The 16575-nt window shown below is 34.0% G+C and carries 18 protein-coding genes and 2 riboswitches; of the genes, 13 read left to right on the top strand and 5 right to left on the bottom strand.

All coding sequences use genetic code 11. The features are described 5' to 3' along the window. Positions 1 to 41 precede the first annotated feature (41 nt). The 3 genes from E2558_RS08280 (at position 42) to E2558_RS08290 (ending at position 3064) form a co-directional block, all read left to right on the top strand. Entirely contained in the window at positions 42 to 1121 is a 1080-nt protein-coding gene (locus E2558_RS08280) for an amidohydrolase family protein (protein ID WP_126564737.1), read from the top strand. A 111-nt stretch (positions 1122 to 1232) separates the two neighbouring features. Further along, positions 1233 to 2048 carry a DUF418 domain-containing protein gene (locus E2558_RS08285; protein WP_126564736.1) on the top strand — a complete coding sequence of 272 codons (816 nt, stop codon included), beginning with the start codon at positions 1233 to 1235 and terminating at the stop codon, positions 2046 to 2048. Positions 2049 to 2206: 158 nt separating this feature from the next. Further along, the gene (locus E2558_RS08290; RefSeq protein WP_126564735.1) at positions 2207 to 3064 is read left to right on the top strand and encodes an ABC transporter substrate-binding protein; all 858 of its coding nucleotides are present in this window, start codon (positions 2207 to 2209) and stop codon (positions 3062 to 3064) included. Positions 3065 to 3263: 199 nt separating this feature from the next. Here E2558_RS08290 and E2558_RS08295 read toward each other — a convergent pair whose 3' ends face one another. The 4 genes from E2558_RS08295 to E2558_RS08310 form a co-directional block, all read right to left on the bottom strand. Then, the gene (locus tag E2558_RS08295; protein ID WP_126564734.1) at positions 3264 to 3950 is read right to left on the bottom strand and encodes a type 1 glutamine amidotransferase domain-containing protein; all 687 of its coding nucleotides are present in this window, start codon (positions 3948 to 3950) and stop codon (positions 3264 to 3266) included. A gap of 87 nt (positions 3951 to 4037) precedes the next feature. Beyond that, positions 4038 to 4805 carry an SDR family oxidoreductase gene (locus E2558_RS08300; protein ID WP_126564733.1) on the bottom strand — a complete coding sequence of 256 codons (768 nt, stop codon included), beginning with the start codon at positions 4803 to 4805 and terminating at the stop codon, positions 4038 to 4040. A 20-nt stretch (positions 4806 to 4825) separates the two neighbouring features. Further along, entirely contained in the window at positions 4826 to 6259 is a 1434-nt protein-coding gene (locus E2558_RS08305) for an acyl-CoA reductase (protein WP_126564732.1), read from the bottom strand. Positions 6260 to 6269: 10 nt separating this feature from the next. Further along, positions 6270 to 7337 carry a LuxE/PaaK family acyltransferase gene (locus tag E2558_RS08310; RefSeq protein ID WP_126564731.1) on the bottom strand — a complete coding sequence of 356 codons (1068 nt, stop codon included), beginning with the start codon at positions 7335 to 7337 and terminating at the stop codon, positions 6270 to 6272. Positions 7338 to 7407: 70 nt separating this feature from the next. Beyond that, a riboswitch (TPP riboswitch) is annotated at positions 7408 to 7507 on the bottom strand. Positions 7508 to 7606: 99 nt separating this feature from the next. Next, positions 7607 to 7705, top strand: a riboswitch (TPP riboswitch). Positions 7706 to 7806: 101 nt separating this feature from the next. Between E2558_RS08310 and E2558_RS08315 the strand changes: the two genes are divergently transcribed. The 4 genes from E2558_RS08315 (at position 7807) to E2558_RS08330 (ending at position 10761) form a co-directional block, all read left to right on the top strand. Next, positions 7807 to 8379 (top strand): ECF transporter S component, encoded by a 573-nt coding sequence (locus tag E2558_RS08315; protein ID WP_126564730.1) that lies wholly within the window; start codon positions 7807 to 7809, stop codon positions 8377 to 8379. Between the two features lie 99 nt (positions 8380 to 8478). Next, positions 8479 to 8991 (top strand): DUF308 domain-containing protein, encoded by a 513-nt coding sequence (locus E2558_RS08320; protein ID WP_126564729.1) that lies wholly within the window; start codon positions 8479 to 8481, stop codon positions 8989 to 8991. 145 nt (positions 8992 to 9136) lie between these two features. Then, complete coding sequence (locus E2558_RS08325; protein ID WP_126564728.1) at positions 9137 to 10333, top strand: 3M3SH-releasing C-S lyase; 1197 nt, start codon at positions 9137 to 9139, stop codon at positions 10331 to 10333. Positions 10334 to 10347: 14 nt separating this feature from the next. Next, positions 10348 to 10761: a carboxymuconolactone decarboxylase family protein gene (locus E2558_RS08330; RefSeq protein ID WP_126564727.1), complete on the top strand. Its 414-nt coding sequence runs from the start codon at positions 10348 to 10350 to the stop codon at positions 10759 to 10761. A gap of 60 nt (positions 10762 to 10821) precedes the next feature. Here the strand turns inward: E2558_RS08330 and E2558_RS08335 are convergent, their stop codons facing one another. Continuing rightward, entirely contained in the window at positions 10822 to 11391 is a 570-nt protein-coding gene (locus E2558_RS08335) for an LPXTG cell wall anchor domain-containing protein (protein ID WP_126564726.1), read from the bottom strand. Between the two features lie 201 nt (positions 11392 to 11592). Between E2558_RS08335 and E2558_RS08340 the strand changes: the two genes are divergently transcribed. The 6 genes from E2558_RS08340 to E2558_RS08365 all read left to right on the top strand — a co-directional run bounded on the left by E2558_RS08340 (position 11593) and on the right by E2558_RS08365 (position 16557). Next, positions 11593 to 12135, top strand: coding sequence for a TetR/AcrR family transcriptional regulator (locus tag E2558_RS08340; protein ID WP_126564725.1), 543 nt, complete (start codon positions 11593 to 11595; stop codon positions 12133 to 12135). 133 nt (positions 12136 to 12268) lie between these two features. After that, positions 12269 to 13156 (top strand): beta-keto acid cleavage family enzyme, encoded by an 888-nt coding sequence (locus tag E2558_RS08345; protein WP_168210229.1) that lies wholly within the window; start codon positions 12269 to 12271, stop codon positions 13154 to 13156. Continuing rightward, a complete protein-coding gene (locus tag E2558_RS08350) occupies positions 13156 to 14118 on the top strand; it encodes a 3-hydroxyacyl-CoA dehydrogenase NAD-binding domain-containing protein (protein ID WP_126564724.1) in 963 nt (320 codons plus the stop codon). Before E2558_RS08345 ends, E2558_RS08350 begins: the two co-directional genes overlap by 1 nt. Then, entirely contained in the window at positions 14119 to 14589 is a 471-nt protein-coding gene (locus E2558_RS08355; protein ID WP_126564723.1) for a thioesterase family protein, read from the top strand. It abuts the gene before it with no gap. 148 nt (positions 14590 to 14737) lie between these two features. Next, on the top strand, positions 14738 to 15925 hold the full coding sequence (locus E2558_RS08360) for a betaine/proline/choline family ABC transporter ATP-binding protein (protein WP_126564722.1): 1188 nt from the start codon (positions 14738 to 14740) through the stop codon (positions 15923 to 15925). Further along, a complete protein-coding gene (locus E2558_RS08365; protein WP_126564721.1) occupies positions 15922 to 16557 on the top strand; it encodes an ABC transporter permease in 636 nt (211 codons plus the stop codon). Before E2558_RS08360 ends, E2558_RS08365 begins: the two co-directional genes overlap by 4 nt. Positions 16558 to 16575: the final 18 nt, after the last annotated feature.

Raw genomic sequence — 16575 nt, forward strand, 5'->3', positions numbered from 1 at the left:
CCCGATTTTTTGAATATAAAAGACGGAAGAGGGTTAAATTTATGGGAAATGAGCGTCAAATTATAGATATTCATCACCATATTATTCCGAAAGTGTATAGAGATGCATTAAAATCAATAGGCGTAACAACGGCTGGTGGCTTTCCGATTAGGAAGTGGGAGCCTCAAGATAGTATTAATATGATGGATGAATTAAATATTGATGTAGGTTACACGTCAATTTCTGAACCAGCGACCATACCATTTAAAAAGAAGAAAGCAGCTAAGGTAGCGCGTCAAGTGAATGAATACCAAGCACAGTTAAAGAAAGACTATCCCGATAGGTTTAAAAGTTTCGCTTTAGTGCCAATGCCTTATGTAAAAGAAACAATTAAAGAAATTGAATACGCGCTTGATGTCTTAGGATTAGATGGTGTTGGGTTATTCTCTAATTATGGAACAGAATTTTTAGGCAATGATGCTTTTGAAAAGGTGATGGCAACGTTAAATGAACGTCATGCGAAGGTATTTATTCATCCAAGTTCTAATTCAGCTGACTTCAAACCACCGCAATACGTCGTGGCAGATTTTATTCAAGAATTTACATTTAACACCACACGCGCAGCAACAAATTTAATATTTAGTGGGACGTTAGAACGTTATCCTAATATTAAATTTATACTTGCACATGCAGGAGGAACATTACCTTATATCCAGTGGCGTGTTCATAATACCTTAGAAACTCAAAAATATATTATTCAAGATCCTAAAAAGAGACTTAAATCATTCATGAATAATGGAAAAACTGAAATTGTCAAAGAAGTTATCAAGCATCCTGTCAGATATGCGAAAATGTTCAATTTGTACCGTAATGGGTTGCAACCAAGTAAGACATTAACGAAGACGGCTTCTGAATATATGAGTCATTTTTACTATGATATAGGCTTATCTACTGGTTCATCGACCTTTTCAAGTTTAAAAGAAGTAACGACTACTCCACATATCGTCTTTGGATCTGATGCCCACTATGCCCCTAATCATTGGATAGCTAAAATGATTCAAGATATTGAATCTACTAATGCTTTTAGTGAGAATGAAAAGAAAGACATCTTTAGCCAAAATACAATGCATTTATTTAAGTAAACTTAAAAAGTATAACTTTCAAAAGTGAAAGAAGCGGCTTTCAAATGTAAGATTAGATAAATGCGCCTAGATCTCTAACCTCCTACCATAAAAGGTAAGGAGGTTATTTTTATGAATCAAAAACGTATTATCGGGTTAGATATTATTCGAGGACTTGCGATTGCAATTGTTCTCTTTGCCAATGTAAGAGAAATTATGCCTATTGTGGAAGGAGAGAAACGACCCCATTTCACACAAATAGATCACTTTATTAAACAATTCTTTGCGATGTTTATAGACATGCGTTTTATTACGCTATTTACATTATTGTTTGGTATCGGCATGGGCATATTCATGAATAATGCACGTAAAAAAGATTTATCCCCCATTAAATTAATGTTTCGCCGTCTCATCTTCTTATTTGTAGTAGGCGTTCCAGGATTAATCTTAATATTGCCATACGCGGAATATGCTATATATGGTTTTATTCTGATGTTTTTATTTTTACTACCTAAAGCACGCTATACATTATGGGTCTCAATAATACTCCTTGTAGCATATATAGCGATAATAATATGGTTACCTCAAAGTAATCACGTTGATATTATGTTTTTAGGGGTAACGCCTTTCCAAAGTATAATTTACTTTATTCTTCTACTATTTATTACTGATAGAGAAAGTGTTCAACGTGTTATGACACCTTTTGAAAAATTAGGAAAAACAGCATTTACTAACTTCTTAGTTCAAATGATTGTCTTAGATTTATTCTTATCTTTTGTATTCCCTTATCCACATCCTACGCCATTACAAGCGATTTATATTGGCATACCTATTCTAGTAGTGTTCACTCTATTAACATATTGGTGGCTAGCACACCATCGCCAAGGTCCATTAGAAATGTTGTGGCGTAAATGGACATATAAAAATGTACCAAAGAATTTGAAATAATAATGAAAGCTATATAACGGTTAACGCTTGTAAGTTAACCGTTTTTTATTGCGAAAAATTATTTTTATGTATAAATCATGTTTAAAAATATCCATAACGTAAATAATAAATAATGTAAGAGAAATGATAAGTATTCTCAATCGGAGGGATTTTTAATTATGACTAAAGAAATTCAAACAAATGGCGTTACAGTAAAAGTTCCAGATACAATCGAATCAGCAGTCGCTTTAGAATATTCATTTGTAGAAGCATTAGCGAAATTAAATATTAACGTAACTGGTATCGCAGACGACAATGACGCAAATAATTTAGATTCATCAATTAAAGATTCAATTGGTAACTATACTTCAGTAGGTACACGTTTAGAACCAGACACTGAAGCTATTAAAAAAGCAGAACCTCAAATCATCTTAGCGGATAAAAATAGACACGAAAAAATCTTCGATCAATTAAACCAAATTGCGCCAACAGTATTATTAGAAAGCTTTGACGCAAATTATGAAGAAAGTGTTGAAGTGTTCAAACAAATTGCTGAAATTGCATCAGAAGACGACAAAGGTCGTGAAGTTGTAGAACAACACAATTCTAAAGTTGAAGATTTAAGTAAAGATGTAACAATCGATAAAGATAAAACAACAATCGCAGCAGTACCAACTAAAGAAGGCTTATATGTACATGCATCTGATTCTTATGTAGGTCAATTCTTAAATAAAGTTGGCTTTAATAGTTCTATTTCTGAAAATGATGAAAATCAATTGCCAGATTACATGGGTGCTGACTACTTAAAAGTTGAAACAGATAAACTTTCAAGCTTTAACCCAGAACGTATCTTTATCATGGTAGACAATGACAATCAAACAGATTATGACAATCTTAAAGAATCTGATGCTTGGAAACAAGTAGAAGCGGTTAAAAACAATCGCGTACACGAAGTTAACCGTGAACGTTGGGCTAAATATCGTGGCTTAATCGCTTCAGAATTAATATTAGAAGATATTACAAAAGTTGAAGAATAAAATGTTTGAAACAATATAAATTGTATAATAATAAAAAGGGTAGCGGAGCTTCGCAATAGTGAAGCTTTAGCTACCTTTTTTATTGAAAAGTAATTAGATTATAGAAAATAAATAGCAAAAATGCCTACTTAAAATAAAAGAAACATTCATTTTAAGTAGGCATATATTTATATTTTGACTATGCTGGCAGTCTTAAATATTATTTTTGCGATTCTAAGAATTTTTCAGCTACAGCTTTACCAGATTGTGGGTTTTGACCTGTAATAATACGACCATCTGCTACTGCAAATTCAGTCCAATTGTCACCTTGTTCGTAATTGGCACCACGGTTTTTAAGTTCATCTTCAGTTAAATAAGGCACTTTATCAGCTAAGCCAACTTCTTGTTCTTCACTATTAGAGAAACCTGTGACTGTTTTGCCATCAATAATATTGCGTCCTTCGCTGTCTTTAACGTTTAGTAAGCCGATAGCGCCATGGCAAACAGAAGAAACAATACCATTACTTTCATAAATTTCTTGTGTTAATTTTTGTAAATCTTCATTATCTTTAAAGTCCCAAATCGTACCATGTCCACCAGCATAATAAATAATATCGTAATTTTCAGCTTTAACTGCGTCTGGTGTCACAGTATGACCAAGACGTGTCATGAAATCTTTATCTTGATAATATTTCCAGTCTAAATCTGTCATCATATCTTCTTGTAAACTTTGTGGGTCAATTGCTGTGTAGCCCCCTTCAGGACTAATATAATGTACTTTATATCCATTTTTATATAGTACATCTGCGAAATGTACCACTTCGCCAAACCATAAACCAGTTGGACGATTCATATCTGGATATTTCGAAACACTTGTAACTACAACTAACGCTCTTTTTGTACTCATAAATTAGCCTCCTAATTTTTTATATTTTTCTATCTACCCTATTTAAAAACTTAAAAAACTGGAGTTATGTGTGATTATAAAATTAAATTAAATGGTAAAACCGCCATCAACGTATAAAACTTGTCCAGTCATAAACTGGCTCCATGGTGATGCTAAAAATAGAGTCGGACCTGCAATATCTTCTGGAGTGGCGATTCTTCCTAAGGGAGTTTGAGTTATTATATCTTCTTTTAGCCTTTCTTTCGTATGATGTGTTCCATTAGTTGGATAAACTAAACCAGGGGCTATACAATTGACTCGAATGTTATATCTGCCTAGGTCCATTGCTAGATTTTTAGTAAAACTTTCTAATGCTGATTTAGCAACATTATATTGATGATATGGAATAATAGGGCGCTTAGTTAAATTACTTGTAACATTAATAATCGAGCTATCAACTTCTTCTTTAAGATAAGGCAGACAACATTGAATAGTATTATGAGCGTATTTAATAGCACCTTGAAATTGTGAATCATATTCCTCCCAAGAAACTTCATCTGCCATTAGGCGATTTTCAGCATCAAATTTGAATGGAGCAAATGCGTTATTAACTAAACAAGAAATTTTACCATACTTTTTAATTATGCATTCAACCATATCTTGAACTTCATCTTTGTTACTAATGTCAGTTTTTATAACTTCGACATTAGCTCCAAGATTTTTGCACTCCTGAACTGTCTGGCTTGCAGCACTATTATTTGTTTTGTAATTAATTATGACTGTTGCTTTTTCTTTTGCGAATGCTAACGAAATTGCACGACCAATGCCTCTACTTCCACCAGTAATTAAAATAACTTTATTTTGAAAATGATTCATTAAATTCAATCCTTCATTCACTAAATTTCATATTCTACATAGTTTTCACTGTCACTTAATAAATCTTGTTCAATATCTACATAAGAAACTAAATCTTTTAGATTAAAACCGCCATCGTGATGCCATCCTTCTTCAGGTAGAGTCATTGATTTAAGACTAGTAAAACGACTGACTCCAGTACAAGATAGCTTTTCACACCAATCAAATACTGTTTCTTTAGAACCTGCTATCCCTATAGTTTGTATGTATTTTCTATAAGGAGTTATTAATTGTACTAATTCATTTATGCAATTAAATGGCATGATTCGAATAAAACGATTTAAAGGGGTAGGGTAAAAGAGGTGATTTTCTTGATAAACTACTACCCATGAGGATTTTTGATTTTTGTATAATTTTAAATTGTCCTCAAAAATTGATTGTGTCTCAATTTCTTTAATTCTTTGAGCACGTTCTATACTCTCTTCTAAAGAGAGTGGACGTAAAGGATATTGTTTCTCTAATTGTTGTAGGGCGCTACTCACCATTTGAGCAAAATTTTTAGGACTAATTTGAGCACTCTTTTGTACAAATATCATTTGTGGAGAATAGCATCCTTGTTGATCGTATCGCATTATTTCTAAAGCTAAGTTTTTAGCGTTCTTTTGAACTTTATTAGATTTTAAAGCTTCGGGGCTTACTATAGCTAAACCTACTTTTTCGCCATAACTAAGAAACTTTTTAGTAATAGGAATACGTTTAGAAATTTTATTTAAAATCTCATTATTTCCATATCCCATTATGATATCTGAATGATTGATGGCAATATCTTCTAGTTCAGTATTGCCTCCAGGCCAATAAATAATTGCTATACTATTTCCAATAATTGGGTCGATTTCAGTTAAAAGTTGAACAAACCAGCTAGCAATAAAAGGCTCAGACTTAGGTAACTTACAAATACTTCCAGACTTAACTATTAAGCTGCTGATTAGACTCCATAAAGGAAGGCCTGGAACATTACCGGACCATATGTGAGTGATAATATCTGGCGCAATGGCCTTTGAGAATCCCCCTTTATGATTAGGAACAAATTGCTCTAAAATATTAGGATTATAAAAATCTTCTGATATGAACTGCTGAAGTTCATATTTTCTGAAAGTAGTTAAGTATTTAGTAAATCCTACTTTAAGAATTTCTGAACTATAGCCAGTAATTTGAGGTATTATTTCATCAATACTTTTTCGCCATTTAGACTGTGAATCTAAAAAAATATGAATAGCTGTATCAATTAAATTAATAATTTTAGTAGTTGAATAATTTTGTAAATTTATTCTATTTTCTTTTATTTTAGAACAAACGAATTCTAATTGAGCTTTAGTCAAATCAGGTACTAAAGCAGTATAATTCTGAAATTTGATTTCTTTATAGCTTAATTCGTGACTGTCTATAAAAGGAACATGTCCTACTTTTAGCTTCATATGTATCTCCTTAATTTTTAGAATTTAAAAATTCTTCAACAGCTAATGAGCAACCTTTTGCTAATGCTCCTTCAGTTCTTCCATGTAAAATAAACCCTTCTTGAGTAGGCTCTCCAACATCTTCCATCATTATTGTTGCAACAGAATTATAGTTTGCTAAATCATAATGGATTAAAATACCTTTTTCATTATAAGCAACATCTTCCATGGTCATAGGGTTAACCACACGACTTCGACACCAATGAGGTGCGAATTTAATTGATGGAGAGGTTTCATTTCCTTTGTCATAAAATTGAGTACTTAACTCAGTGACGCCATACATATTAATACACATATCTTTTGGAATATTAAATAGATTTGATACTTTATCGTAAAATTCTTGTTGAGGTAGCTCTTTTGAGCGATTTTTGTAACCTCCAGTATCTAATACTCGGCTACCTACAGGTAATTTAAAAGCTAAATTATGCTCTTCTAGATATTCTATTAAGTGAACAATGCTGTAACTCGCTCCTAGTAAAGCAAACGGAGTTTTATGTGCTTCAGATTGTCTTAAAGCTTTAATGAGTTCAGAATATTGAATTCCATTTTTATCTATATAAGTAGCACTATTTACCGTTCCAAATGTTGACTTTGCAACTTCAAGGTAATGAGCTAATGAAGAATTCGGTAATTCTTGAGGAGTAGGGAATAATATAGCCATTTCAATTTTACTACAATCTGAAAGGAACATTTTTTTGAAAAAGGAAGTCATAGCTAAATCATAAACATCTAAATCTTTATGGTAATTCTTACCTTTAATTCCGCTAGTAGTACCACTAGTCATATAGACAAATTGAGCTTCTTTAGGTGGTATAGCACTAAATGTTGCATGTTTGAAAGCATTAATTGGTACAGCTGGAATATCTTTCCAATCGTTAACTGTCTGAGGCGTTTTACCTTGAGATAAGCAAAATTTTTGATAGTCATGGTTTTCATTATATTGAAACTCAAATAGCTTTAAAGCAACTGTAGGGAAATCATTTGAGCTTCCATATTCAATAAATTGATAAATATACTGTTTGATTTGATCAAAGGTCATTTATATCTACTCCTTTATAATATAAAAACAGAGAGACACAATTATAGTGCTCCCTGCTTTAGTGGATATTATCTATCTAAAATCACTTTCCTACGTTGGTTTTAGCCATATCAGGTTCAATGGTTGAAGTTATCAACTTCTCTCAGCAAATAGCACCCATAGTGATATATAATTTTAGTCTTATTAATATTATATTGAAATGTGAATTAAATATCAAAACTAATTTTTGACAAAAAAATAAAAGAAAACTATATTTAAATTAAGGCAGATATAAGTACTAGGGGTGTTTTTAAACTGAGATGGAGCAATCCAAACCCTTCGAACCTGAACTAGTTAGCACTAGCGTAGGGAAGTATATATCAATAATAAAAATATATACTTTTTTATATGCGCAAACTATCTAGTTAGATAAGTTTGTGTTTTTTTATGTACTATTCTCTGCACAATTGTGTAAAGGAGTAAGAAAACGTTGAAAAAGTTAAGTCTGGCAGACATATTAGTTACTGTTTTAATTAGTTTTATTTTTGGATTAATTTATAAAGGTGTAGGATTAACTGTGGCAGCGTTAAAGCCTTTAGGACTACACTTAGATCAAATAGCCTATGGACTTTGGTTTATCGCTGCGGTTGTAGCATTTCTAATAATTCGCAAACCTGGTGTAGCTTTATTAGCAGAATTAGCTGCAGGAGCTGGGGAGACAATTTTATCAGGTGATATCAATATGTCTATATTATTACATAGTTTAGCTCAAGGCTTGGCATGTGAAATTATATTTTTAATTTTTAAATATAAATCTACTAAACTAGCAGTGGCTATGTTAGCTGGTGCAACTGCTGGAATATTTACTATACCAGTTGATTGGTTATTCAATTATTTGGGAGAGTTAGCAACTTGGAATATAATTTTGCTGTACACGATTAGAATTCTAAGTGGAACATTTTTGTCAGGTGCATTTGGATATTATATTGTAAAAGCACTAGAAAAAACAGGGGTGACGAATCTATACCGAAGTTCCACTAAAGATGATATTGATGCATTATAAAATATATCACTTTAATATTTAAGTATTATTTATTGTTACCAAGTTATAACTTGACTATACTTAAGTTATTGTTTTTGTTAGTTGGAAGGAGTTATTATATTGTCACAAAACAACGGCAAATTGAAATGGTCAAGTTTGATTATGGGAACGTTGCTCCTTATAGTAGCAATTATTATATTTAGCTATCCTGTAAAGAACTTTTATACATTAACTTGGTTAATCGGTTTATTTATTTTTATTAACGGTATCATCCAACTGTTATTCAGACGCGCGACGAAAGCGTTAGCTGGAGGCGGTACAGGTTTAATCATTATTATTGGTATTATCGATATCATTTTTGGGTTATTAGTAATGTTTAACGTAGGCGCAAGTTCTGAATTCTTCGTCTTCATGTTCGCAGCATGGTTTATTGTAAGTTCAACTATTGGTTTATTTACAATCTCTCATCAAAATCGCTTACGATTTTTATCTATTATTGTCAATATACTAGGTCTTATTTTAGGAATTCTCTTACTATTTAATCCAATGATGGGTATGATCTTCGTATCATTAATGATTGCCTTCACATTCGCAGTACTAGGCGTCACTTATGTTATTGATGGCCTAGCTTAGTAGAGTCTAAAAAGCTATTTTCTCAGTATTTGGGGAAATAGCTTTTTTAAATAGGTGGCTATAATGCTCTTTTTTAAAAAAGTGAATTTAAAAATAATAAGTATTAAAATGATAATTAAGAAAATAAATTTCAGGAGGGGATACTTTGAATTACAATTTTGATGAAGTTATAGAGCGTCGCTATACCAATGCTATGAATGTGGAAGGTTACAAAGGTTATTTATTTGGAGATGCTGACGTTTCAGATATAGCAGATAATGATGAATTGATTCGCATGTGGGTTGCAGATATGGACTTTGCCACACCAGAGGTAGTTTTAGATGCTATACGTGATAGATTAGATAAAAAAATTCTAGGCTATACTAATATTTTTGGCTCAGAGTATTATGAAGCTTTCGTTTCGTGGACTGAACGACGTTTTGGTTATACTTTTCCTCAAGAACAACTCGTCTTCTCTCACGGCATTGTGGCTGGCCTCATAGAATTAGTAAATTATATTTGCGACGAGGATGACAAAGCCTTAATCCTTACGCCAAGTTATGGGCCATTCAAAATGGCATGCGACAAAAATAATGTGTTGCCTGTTTATTTACCACTTATTAATAACAATGGATATTATGAAATCGACTATGAAGATGTCTGTAAAAAAGTAGAAACAGAAAATATAAAACTGTGTATCTTTGCTAATCCACATAACCCAACAGGTAGAGTATGGTCAGAAGATGAGTTACAACAATTAGGAAAAATTATGCAAGACAATGATGTGTGGGTCATTTCAGATGAGATTCACTGTGATATTAAACGCGCTGGTCAAACGCACATTCCATTTGCTAGGGCTGTGCCAGTTTACGATAAGATTATTACCACAATGTCTCAAAGTAAAGCGTTCAACATCGCAGGTCTTATGTTCTCAAACATTATCATTCCTAATAAAAGATTACTAAAGACATGGAAGTTACGTCACTTTAGTACGGAGAATCCTTTGAGCATCGTTGCAACACAAGCTGCTTATGAAAAGGGCGAAGACTGGTTGGAAGCAATGAATCATTATTTAGATGACAATTTTAAATATTTAGCAGAATTCTTGGAAAATGAACTTCCACATGCAAAATTTAAAATACCAGAAGCAACTTACCTAGCATGGGTAGACTTAAGTTATTACATTGATAAGAAAAAAATCGACGAACCTATAGCTAAATATTTTATTAAGCATGCAGGTGTCATTATTGAAGGTGAAGAACAATTTGTTCATAATGCAGAAGGTCACGTCAGAATAAACATTGCCATTCCACGAGAAATTATGAAAAAAGGTCTACAAAAAATAAAAAACGCATTAGTATAAATAGAGGAGAAATTATGACAATCATTCAACCATCAAATAATGGAAGTACACCATTTCAAAAATTATTAGGTCATCAGCCTGAATTAATGACTTCATGGACACAACTTAGTGATTTATTAGAGAACGATGGCGCTTTAAGTAAAGAATTGAAAGAAGAAATACGAAGAATGTTGGCGCAGAAAAATGGATGTAAATACTGTAAAGCAAAAGGTCAACCTACCGGCAGTTTAAAAGATGAAAAATCTTCTATTTGCATTGGCTTTACCGAGGTATTTATTAAAATGGGTGATCAAATTCCAAACAATATTATTGAAGTGCTTAAAGAAGGATTAACAGACCAAGAAATCGTAGAACTTGTAGCATTTATTACGTTTACTAATGCCCAACAAAACTTTGGCGCAATCATGAATTTGGAACCAATTGAATAACAATAACTAAAAATTAGACCCCCAGCACTCTAAATGAGCCTGGGGGTTTTATTATATTCATTACTTTGTAGTAGATTTTCTACGGAATACTAAGAATGAACCTGTTGCCAATAATACAGCCGCGATAGTTGTTACTAATCCACTGTTTGAAGTTTTACCTGTTTCTGGTAAAGCTTTAGTTGATGTAGTTTCGTTAGATGAATGGTTAGCATCTTGAGAAGTTTGAGAAGTTATAGTTGAGTTATCTTGTGATGATTGAGCATTAGAAGCAATATTAGCATTTGCTTGTTGATTATTAGACTCTGATGTAGATTGTGTGTTTAAAAATGCTTTTCCTTCAGTTGGAATAACTGGAGTAGGATAAGTATCAGGGTACTCTTCTTTTAATTTTACTAAATAGTTAACATATTCTGCATAAGAACTTTGGTAACTACTAACACTACCAAAGCCACCGCCTTCTCCAGCTCCGCCTTTTAAGCGTGCTTGTAATAAAGCATCATGTGTTTTTTGCCATTCCTGTGGAGTAGCCAATGTCACACTACTATCACTATATTCTGAAGCGTGAGCTTGATTTCCTTCAAAGCCTGTTCCTGCAAAAGCACTAGTTGCTAAAATACCTACTTTTTTCATCAATAAAAACCCCTTTATATATTATGAATATGACTCTATTATAAAAAATGGGGTTAGACGCTTTATGTCTAGTTTAAAAGTAATTTAATAAAAATTAGTTGTTCTACATTTTCTAAAAAAGGTTTAATATAAAAATGGTTGGATAACTATAACTATAAATACATCAAAGTAATATAGCGTATTTAGGAAGTTGGTGGAAAATTGGCAAGAACTTCAAAAAAACAATATTTATTAGAATGTGCCGCGTCAATTGTTAATGAGCAAGGCGCAGATTATTTAACATTAGATGCCGTGGCTAAGAAAGCCGGCGTTAGTAAAGGTGGTTTATTATACCACTTTAAGTCTAAAGATGGTTTAATACAAGAATTAGTGAATTATGCTAATGAATTATATAAATATAATGTCAATCAACATATCAATCAAGATCAAGAGATAAAAGGTCAATGGCTAAATGCATTTATTGAAGCGACACGAGAACACCGAACAGAAAATGCGCCTATCACGTCTGGAATGTTAGCTGCTCAAGGCTCTAATAGAAATTTACTTGTACCTTTAAGAGAGTCTTATCAAGATTGGCAACAACATATCGAACAAGATGGCTTAGATAAAGCGGATGCCACAATTATTCGCTTAGCTGTGGATGGCTTATGGTTATCAGAAATATTTGGGATTAGTGCCATTGATGAAGATATGCGTGAAGAAGTACTTAATCGCTTAAAAGAATATATCAAAGAAAAAAATTAAAATTCCTATAGCCTTAGAGCCGAGTAGTGTATAGCACATTACTCGGCTCTTTTTATGTGACAGATTGTTGAAACTTTACCGACCAGTTGGTATAGTAACTAACGTAATAAATAAATCAACCGAGGTGATAACGATGCAAAAAGTTGTATTAACAGCAGCGATTACAGGCGCAGGAGATACAATTGAAAAAAATGAAAATGTACCAGTTACACCACAAGAAATAGCTGACTCAGCTATAAAATGTGCGAAAGCAGGAGCAACAGTAGCTCATATTCACGTAAGAGACCCTAAGACAGGGGCTGTCAGTCATGATCCAGAACTTTATGCAGAAACAGTAAGATTAATAAGAGAAGCAGATGAAGATATTATCATTAACGTTACATCAGGCGGTGGCGGAGACTTCATGCCAAGTAAAGAACACCCAGAAACAGGCGGTGAAGGTACTTGGATTCAAACTCCTGAAGAACGCCATCGTCCAGTTAAAGATTCACTTCCAGAAATGTGCACATTAGATTGTGGTAGCGCAAACATGGGAGATTCAATTTATATAAGTCCAGCTGCATGGCTTAGAGAACAAGCACAAATGGTCAAAGATGCAGGCGTAAAACCTGAATTAGAATGTTTCGATACAGGTCATGTCAGCTTTGCGAAGCAATTAATCAATGAAGGATTAATTGACGGCGACCCAATGTTCCAATTCTGTTTAGGTATACCTTGGGGCGCAGAGAACGACCCAGAAACAATTGATTATTTAGTATCACGTATTCCAGAGAATGCGCATTGGTCAGCATTTGGGATTGGAAAAATGCAATTACCAACAGTAAAAGAAGTTGCAAAACGCGGTGGTAATATTCGCGTTGGTTTAGAAGACAATATTTATATTTCTAAAGGTGTTAAAGCAACAAACGAAGCACTTGTAGAAGAAGCTAAAAAAATATTAGCTGAATTAGATATCGAACCATTAACACCAGCAGAAGCAAGAGAGAAATTTAATTTAAGGGATCCAAAAGGAGGCCAATAATGAAGTTCGCAGTTGTAGGAACAGGCGTCATTGGTAGTGGCTGGATAACTAGAATGTTAGCTCATGGCCATGAAGTCATCGCTACAGATCCAAGTGAAGGCGCGTATGAAAGAATGCTAGCGCAAGTTAAACAAAATTGGCCATATGCCGAAGAAATGGGCTTAGCAGAGAATGCCTCACTTGATAATCTGACTTTCACGCCAAACTTAGAAGAAGCGGTTAAAGAAGCAGATCATATTCAAGAAAATGTTCCAGAAGTAGAAGAAATTAAAGACGCAGTATTAAAAGAAATTGATTTCTACGCTAAAGCGGATGCCACAATTGGCTCAAGTACTTCTGGCATTATGCCTACAGAACTACAACAGAATTTATCACATCCAGAACGACTTGTTGTAGCGCATCCATTCCATCCAGTCTATATTTTACCGTTAGTTGAAATTGTAGGCGGCGAACAAACTTCAGAAGAAACAATCATCAAAGCTGAGAAGATATATGAAGATATTGGCATGGATGTTTTACATGTAAGACACGAAGTTGAAGGACACATTGCTGACCGTCTTATGGAGGCACTTTGGCGTGAAGCATTGCATATCGTCAATGATGGTATTGCAACTACAGAAGAAGTCGACAAAGCATTTACACATGCTGCCGGCTTACGTTATGCGCAATATGGTCCGTTCATGACCTTCCACTTAGCTGGTGGTGAAGGCGGTATGCGTCACATGTTAAAACAATTTGGTCCAGCATTGAAGAAACCATGGACTAAATTAGTCGCACCAGAGCTTACAGATGATTTATATGAAAAAGTAGTTAGCGGTAGTGAAGCATCATCACAAGGTTATACAATGTCAGAATTAGACCAAAAACGAAATGAATTCTTAATTAAAGTTAAAAAATTAGCTGAAGAATATTGGCCAGAAGATACAGCAGCGATGAAAAAATCTAACCAGGCGGTGTTTTAAATGACAAATCGCTACGCTTTTCATTCAAAAGTAAAGACAGAGTGGGTCGATCATAACGGCCATATGAATGATGCTGAATATAATCGTGTGTTTAGCCAAGCTACGGATGATTGGCTAGCACATCTTGGTCTTGATTTAGAAGCTATTGAGACATTAAATTATACTGTCTTCACGTTAGAGAACCATGTCACATTTTTAAAAGAAATGAAAGAGCATGAGGATATTACAGTCAATGTTTATCTCTACGATTACGACAGCAAACGATTACACACATTTATGGAGTTAAGAGATGGACAAGACGAACTATGCGCAACATATGAAGTGATGTTAATGGGCATCAATACTGAAAGAGGTAAACCTGATGCTTTCCCATCTCATATCGCTGAGCATATTCATCGCTATTTCGAAACACATGAATTAGAGACAACACCTAAACAGTTAGGACACCAGATTCAAATTAAGCGTAAGTAGTTGAAAGACTACGACATGCATTAAAAGTTGAAGCACCCGATATGAAGGACTTATTGTGCCTTGTTGTTACTTAGTGCGCTTTGTATAACATCCACATTAAGTCCTCATTTTTTAGGTCATTATCAATCTTAAAGAAAGGAATGGACAAATGTTAAGTATTAAAAACTTATCGAAAGTCTATGCAGGTGGAAAGAAAGCTGTAGACAATATGAATATTGATATTGAATCAGGAGACTTTGTTGCGTTCATCGGTACAAGCGGTAGTGGTAAAACGACTGCATTACGTATGATTAACCGCATGATTGAAGCAACAGAAGGTGACATTACTATTGATGGTAAGAGTATTCGTCAAATGAACCCTGTTGAGTTACGTCGTAGCATTGGTTACGTGATTCAACAAATTGGCTTAATGCCACACATGACAGTGAAAGATAATATTGTTTTAGTACCTAAATTATTAAAATGGTCACAATCGAAAAAAGATGAGAAAGCAAAAGAGCTTATTAAATTAGCTGATTTACCAGAGGAATATTTAGATCGCTATCCATCTGAATTATCAGGTGGTCAACAACAACGTATCGGGGTTGTTCGTGCGTTAGCCGCTGAACAAGACATTATCTTAATGGACGAACCATTTGGCGCGCTTGACCCTATCACAAGAGATACACTTCAAGACTTAGTTAAGAAATTACAAAAACAACTGGGTAAAACCTTTATCTTTGTTACGCATGATATGGACGAAGCGATTAAATTAGCAGATAAAATCTGTATTATGACAAACGGTAAAGTCGTTCAATATGATTCGCCAGACAATATTTTAAGAAACCCAGCTAATGATTTCGTACGTGACTTTATCGGTCAAAATCGTCTAATCCAAGACCGTCCAAATATCCGTACAGTTGAAGATGCAATGGTAAAACCCGTCACAGTACACGTTGATCAATCATTAAACGATGCAGTAAACATTATGCGTGAACGTAGAGTGGATACCATTTTCGTAGTGAACAATGACAATCACTTATTAGGTTATCTTGATATTGAAGATATTAACCAAGGCTTACGTCGTCAACAAGAGTTAATCGACACAATGCAACGTGATATTTATAGCGTCAGAATTGATAGTAAATTGCAAGACTCTGTACGTACGATTCTTAAACGCAATGTAAGAAACGTACCAGTAGTAGACAGTGACAACCGTACACTTGTCGGTTTAGTAGTTAGAGCAAACTTAGTAGATATTGTTTATGACAGTATCTGGGGAGAAGAGGATGAAACGGCGTCAACTTCAGAGGATGGCATTATTGAGCCTGAATCTTTAGGAGCTGAACAACAATGATGCAATTTTTAGCTGACAACGCAGGCACATTATTCTCTAAAACGTTAGAACATCTTTACATTTCTGTCGTTTCACTCTTAATCGCGATTATTATCGCAGTACCCTTAGGCATCTTGTTATCAAAGACACAACGCCTTTCTAAGATTGCATTAACGATTGCCGGAATATTACAAACCATTCCAACATTAGCCGTATTAGCATTAATGATTCCGTTATTCGGTGTCGGCAAGACGCCAGCGATTATAGCTTTATTCTTATATGTACTTTTACCAATTTTAAATAATACGGTTATTGGCGTACAAAATATTGATGGTAACGTTCGTGAAGCAGGACGTAGTATGGGAATGACAGGCGTTCAATTAATGAAAGACGTAGAGTTACCGTTAGCCTTACCGATGATTCTAAGTGGTGTTCGTCTGTCATCTGTTTATGTTATCAGTTGGGCAACACTAGCCAGTTACGTCGGTGCAGGTGGTCTTGGTGACTTTATATTCAACGGTTTAAGTTTATATGAACCTGCAATGATTATTATCGGTACGATTTTAGTTACAGCACTCGCGTTAATTGTAGACTTCTGTTTATCTCTTATTGAAAAATGGGTGGTCCCTAAAGGACTTAGAGTTTCCAGATAATAAATGAAGGAGGACATT

The organism is Staphylococcus pragensis (assembly GCF_004785665.1).
GTDB lineage: Bacteria > Bacillota > Bacilli > Staphylococcales > Staphylococcaceae > Staphylococcus > Staphylococcus pragensis.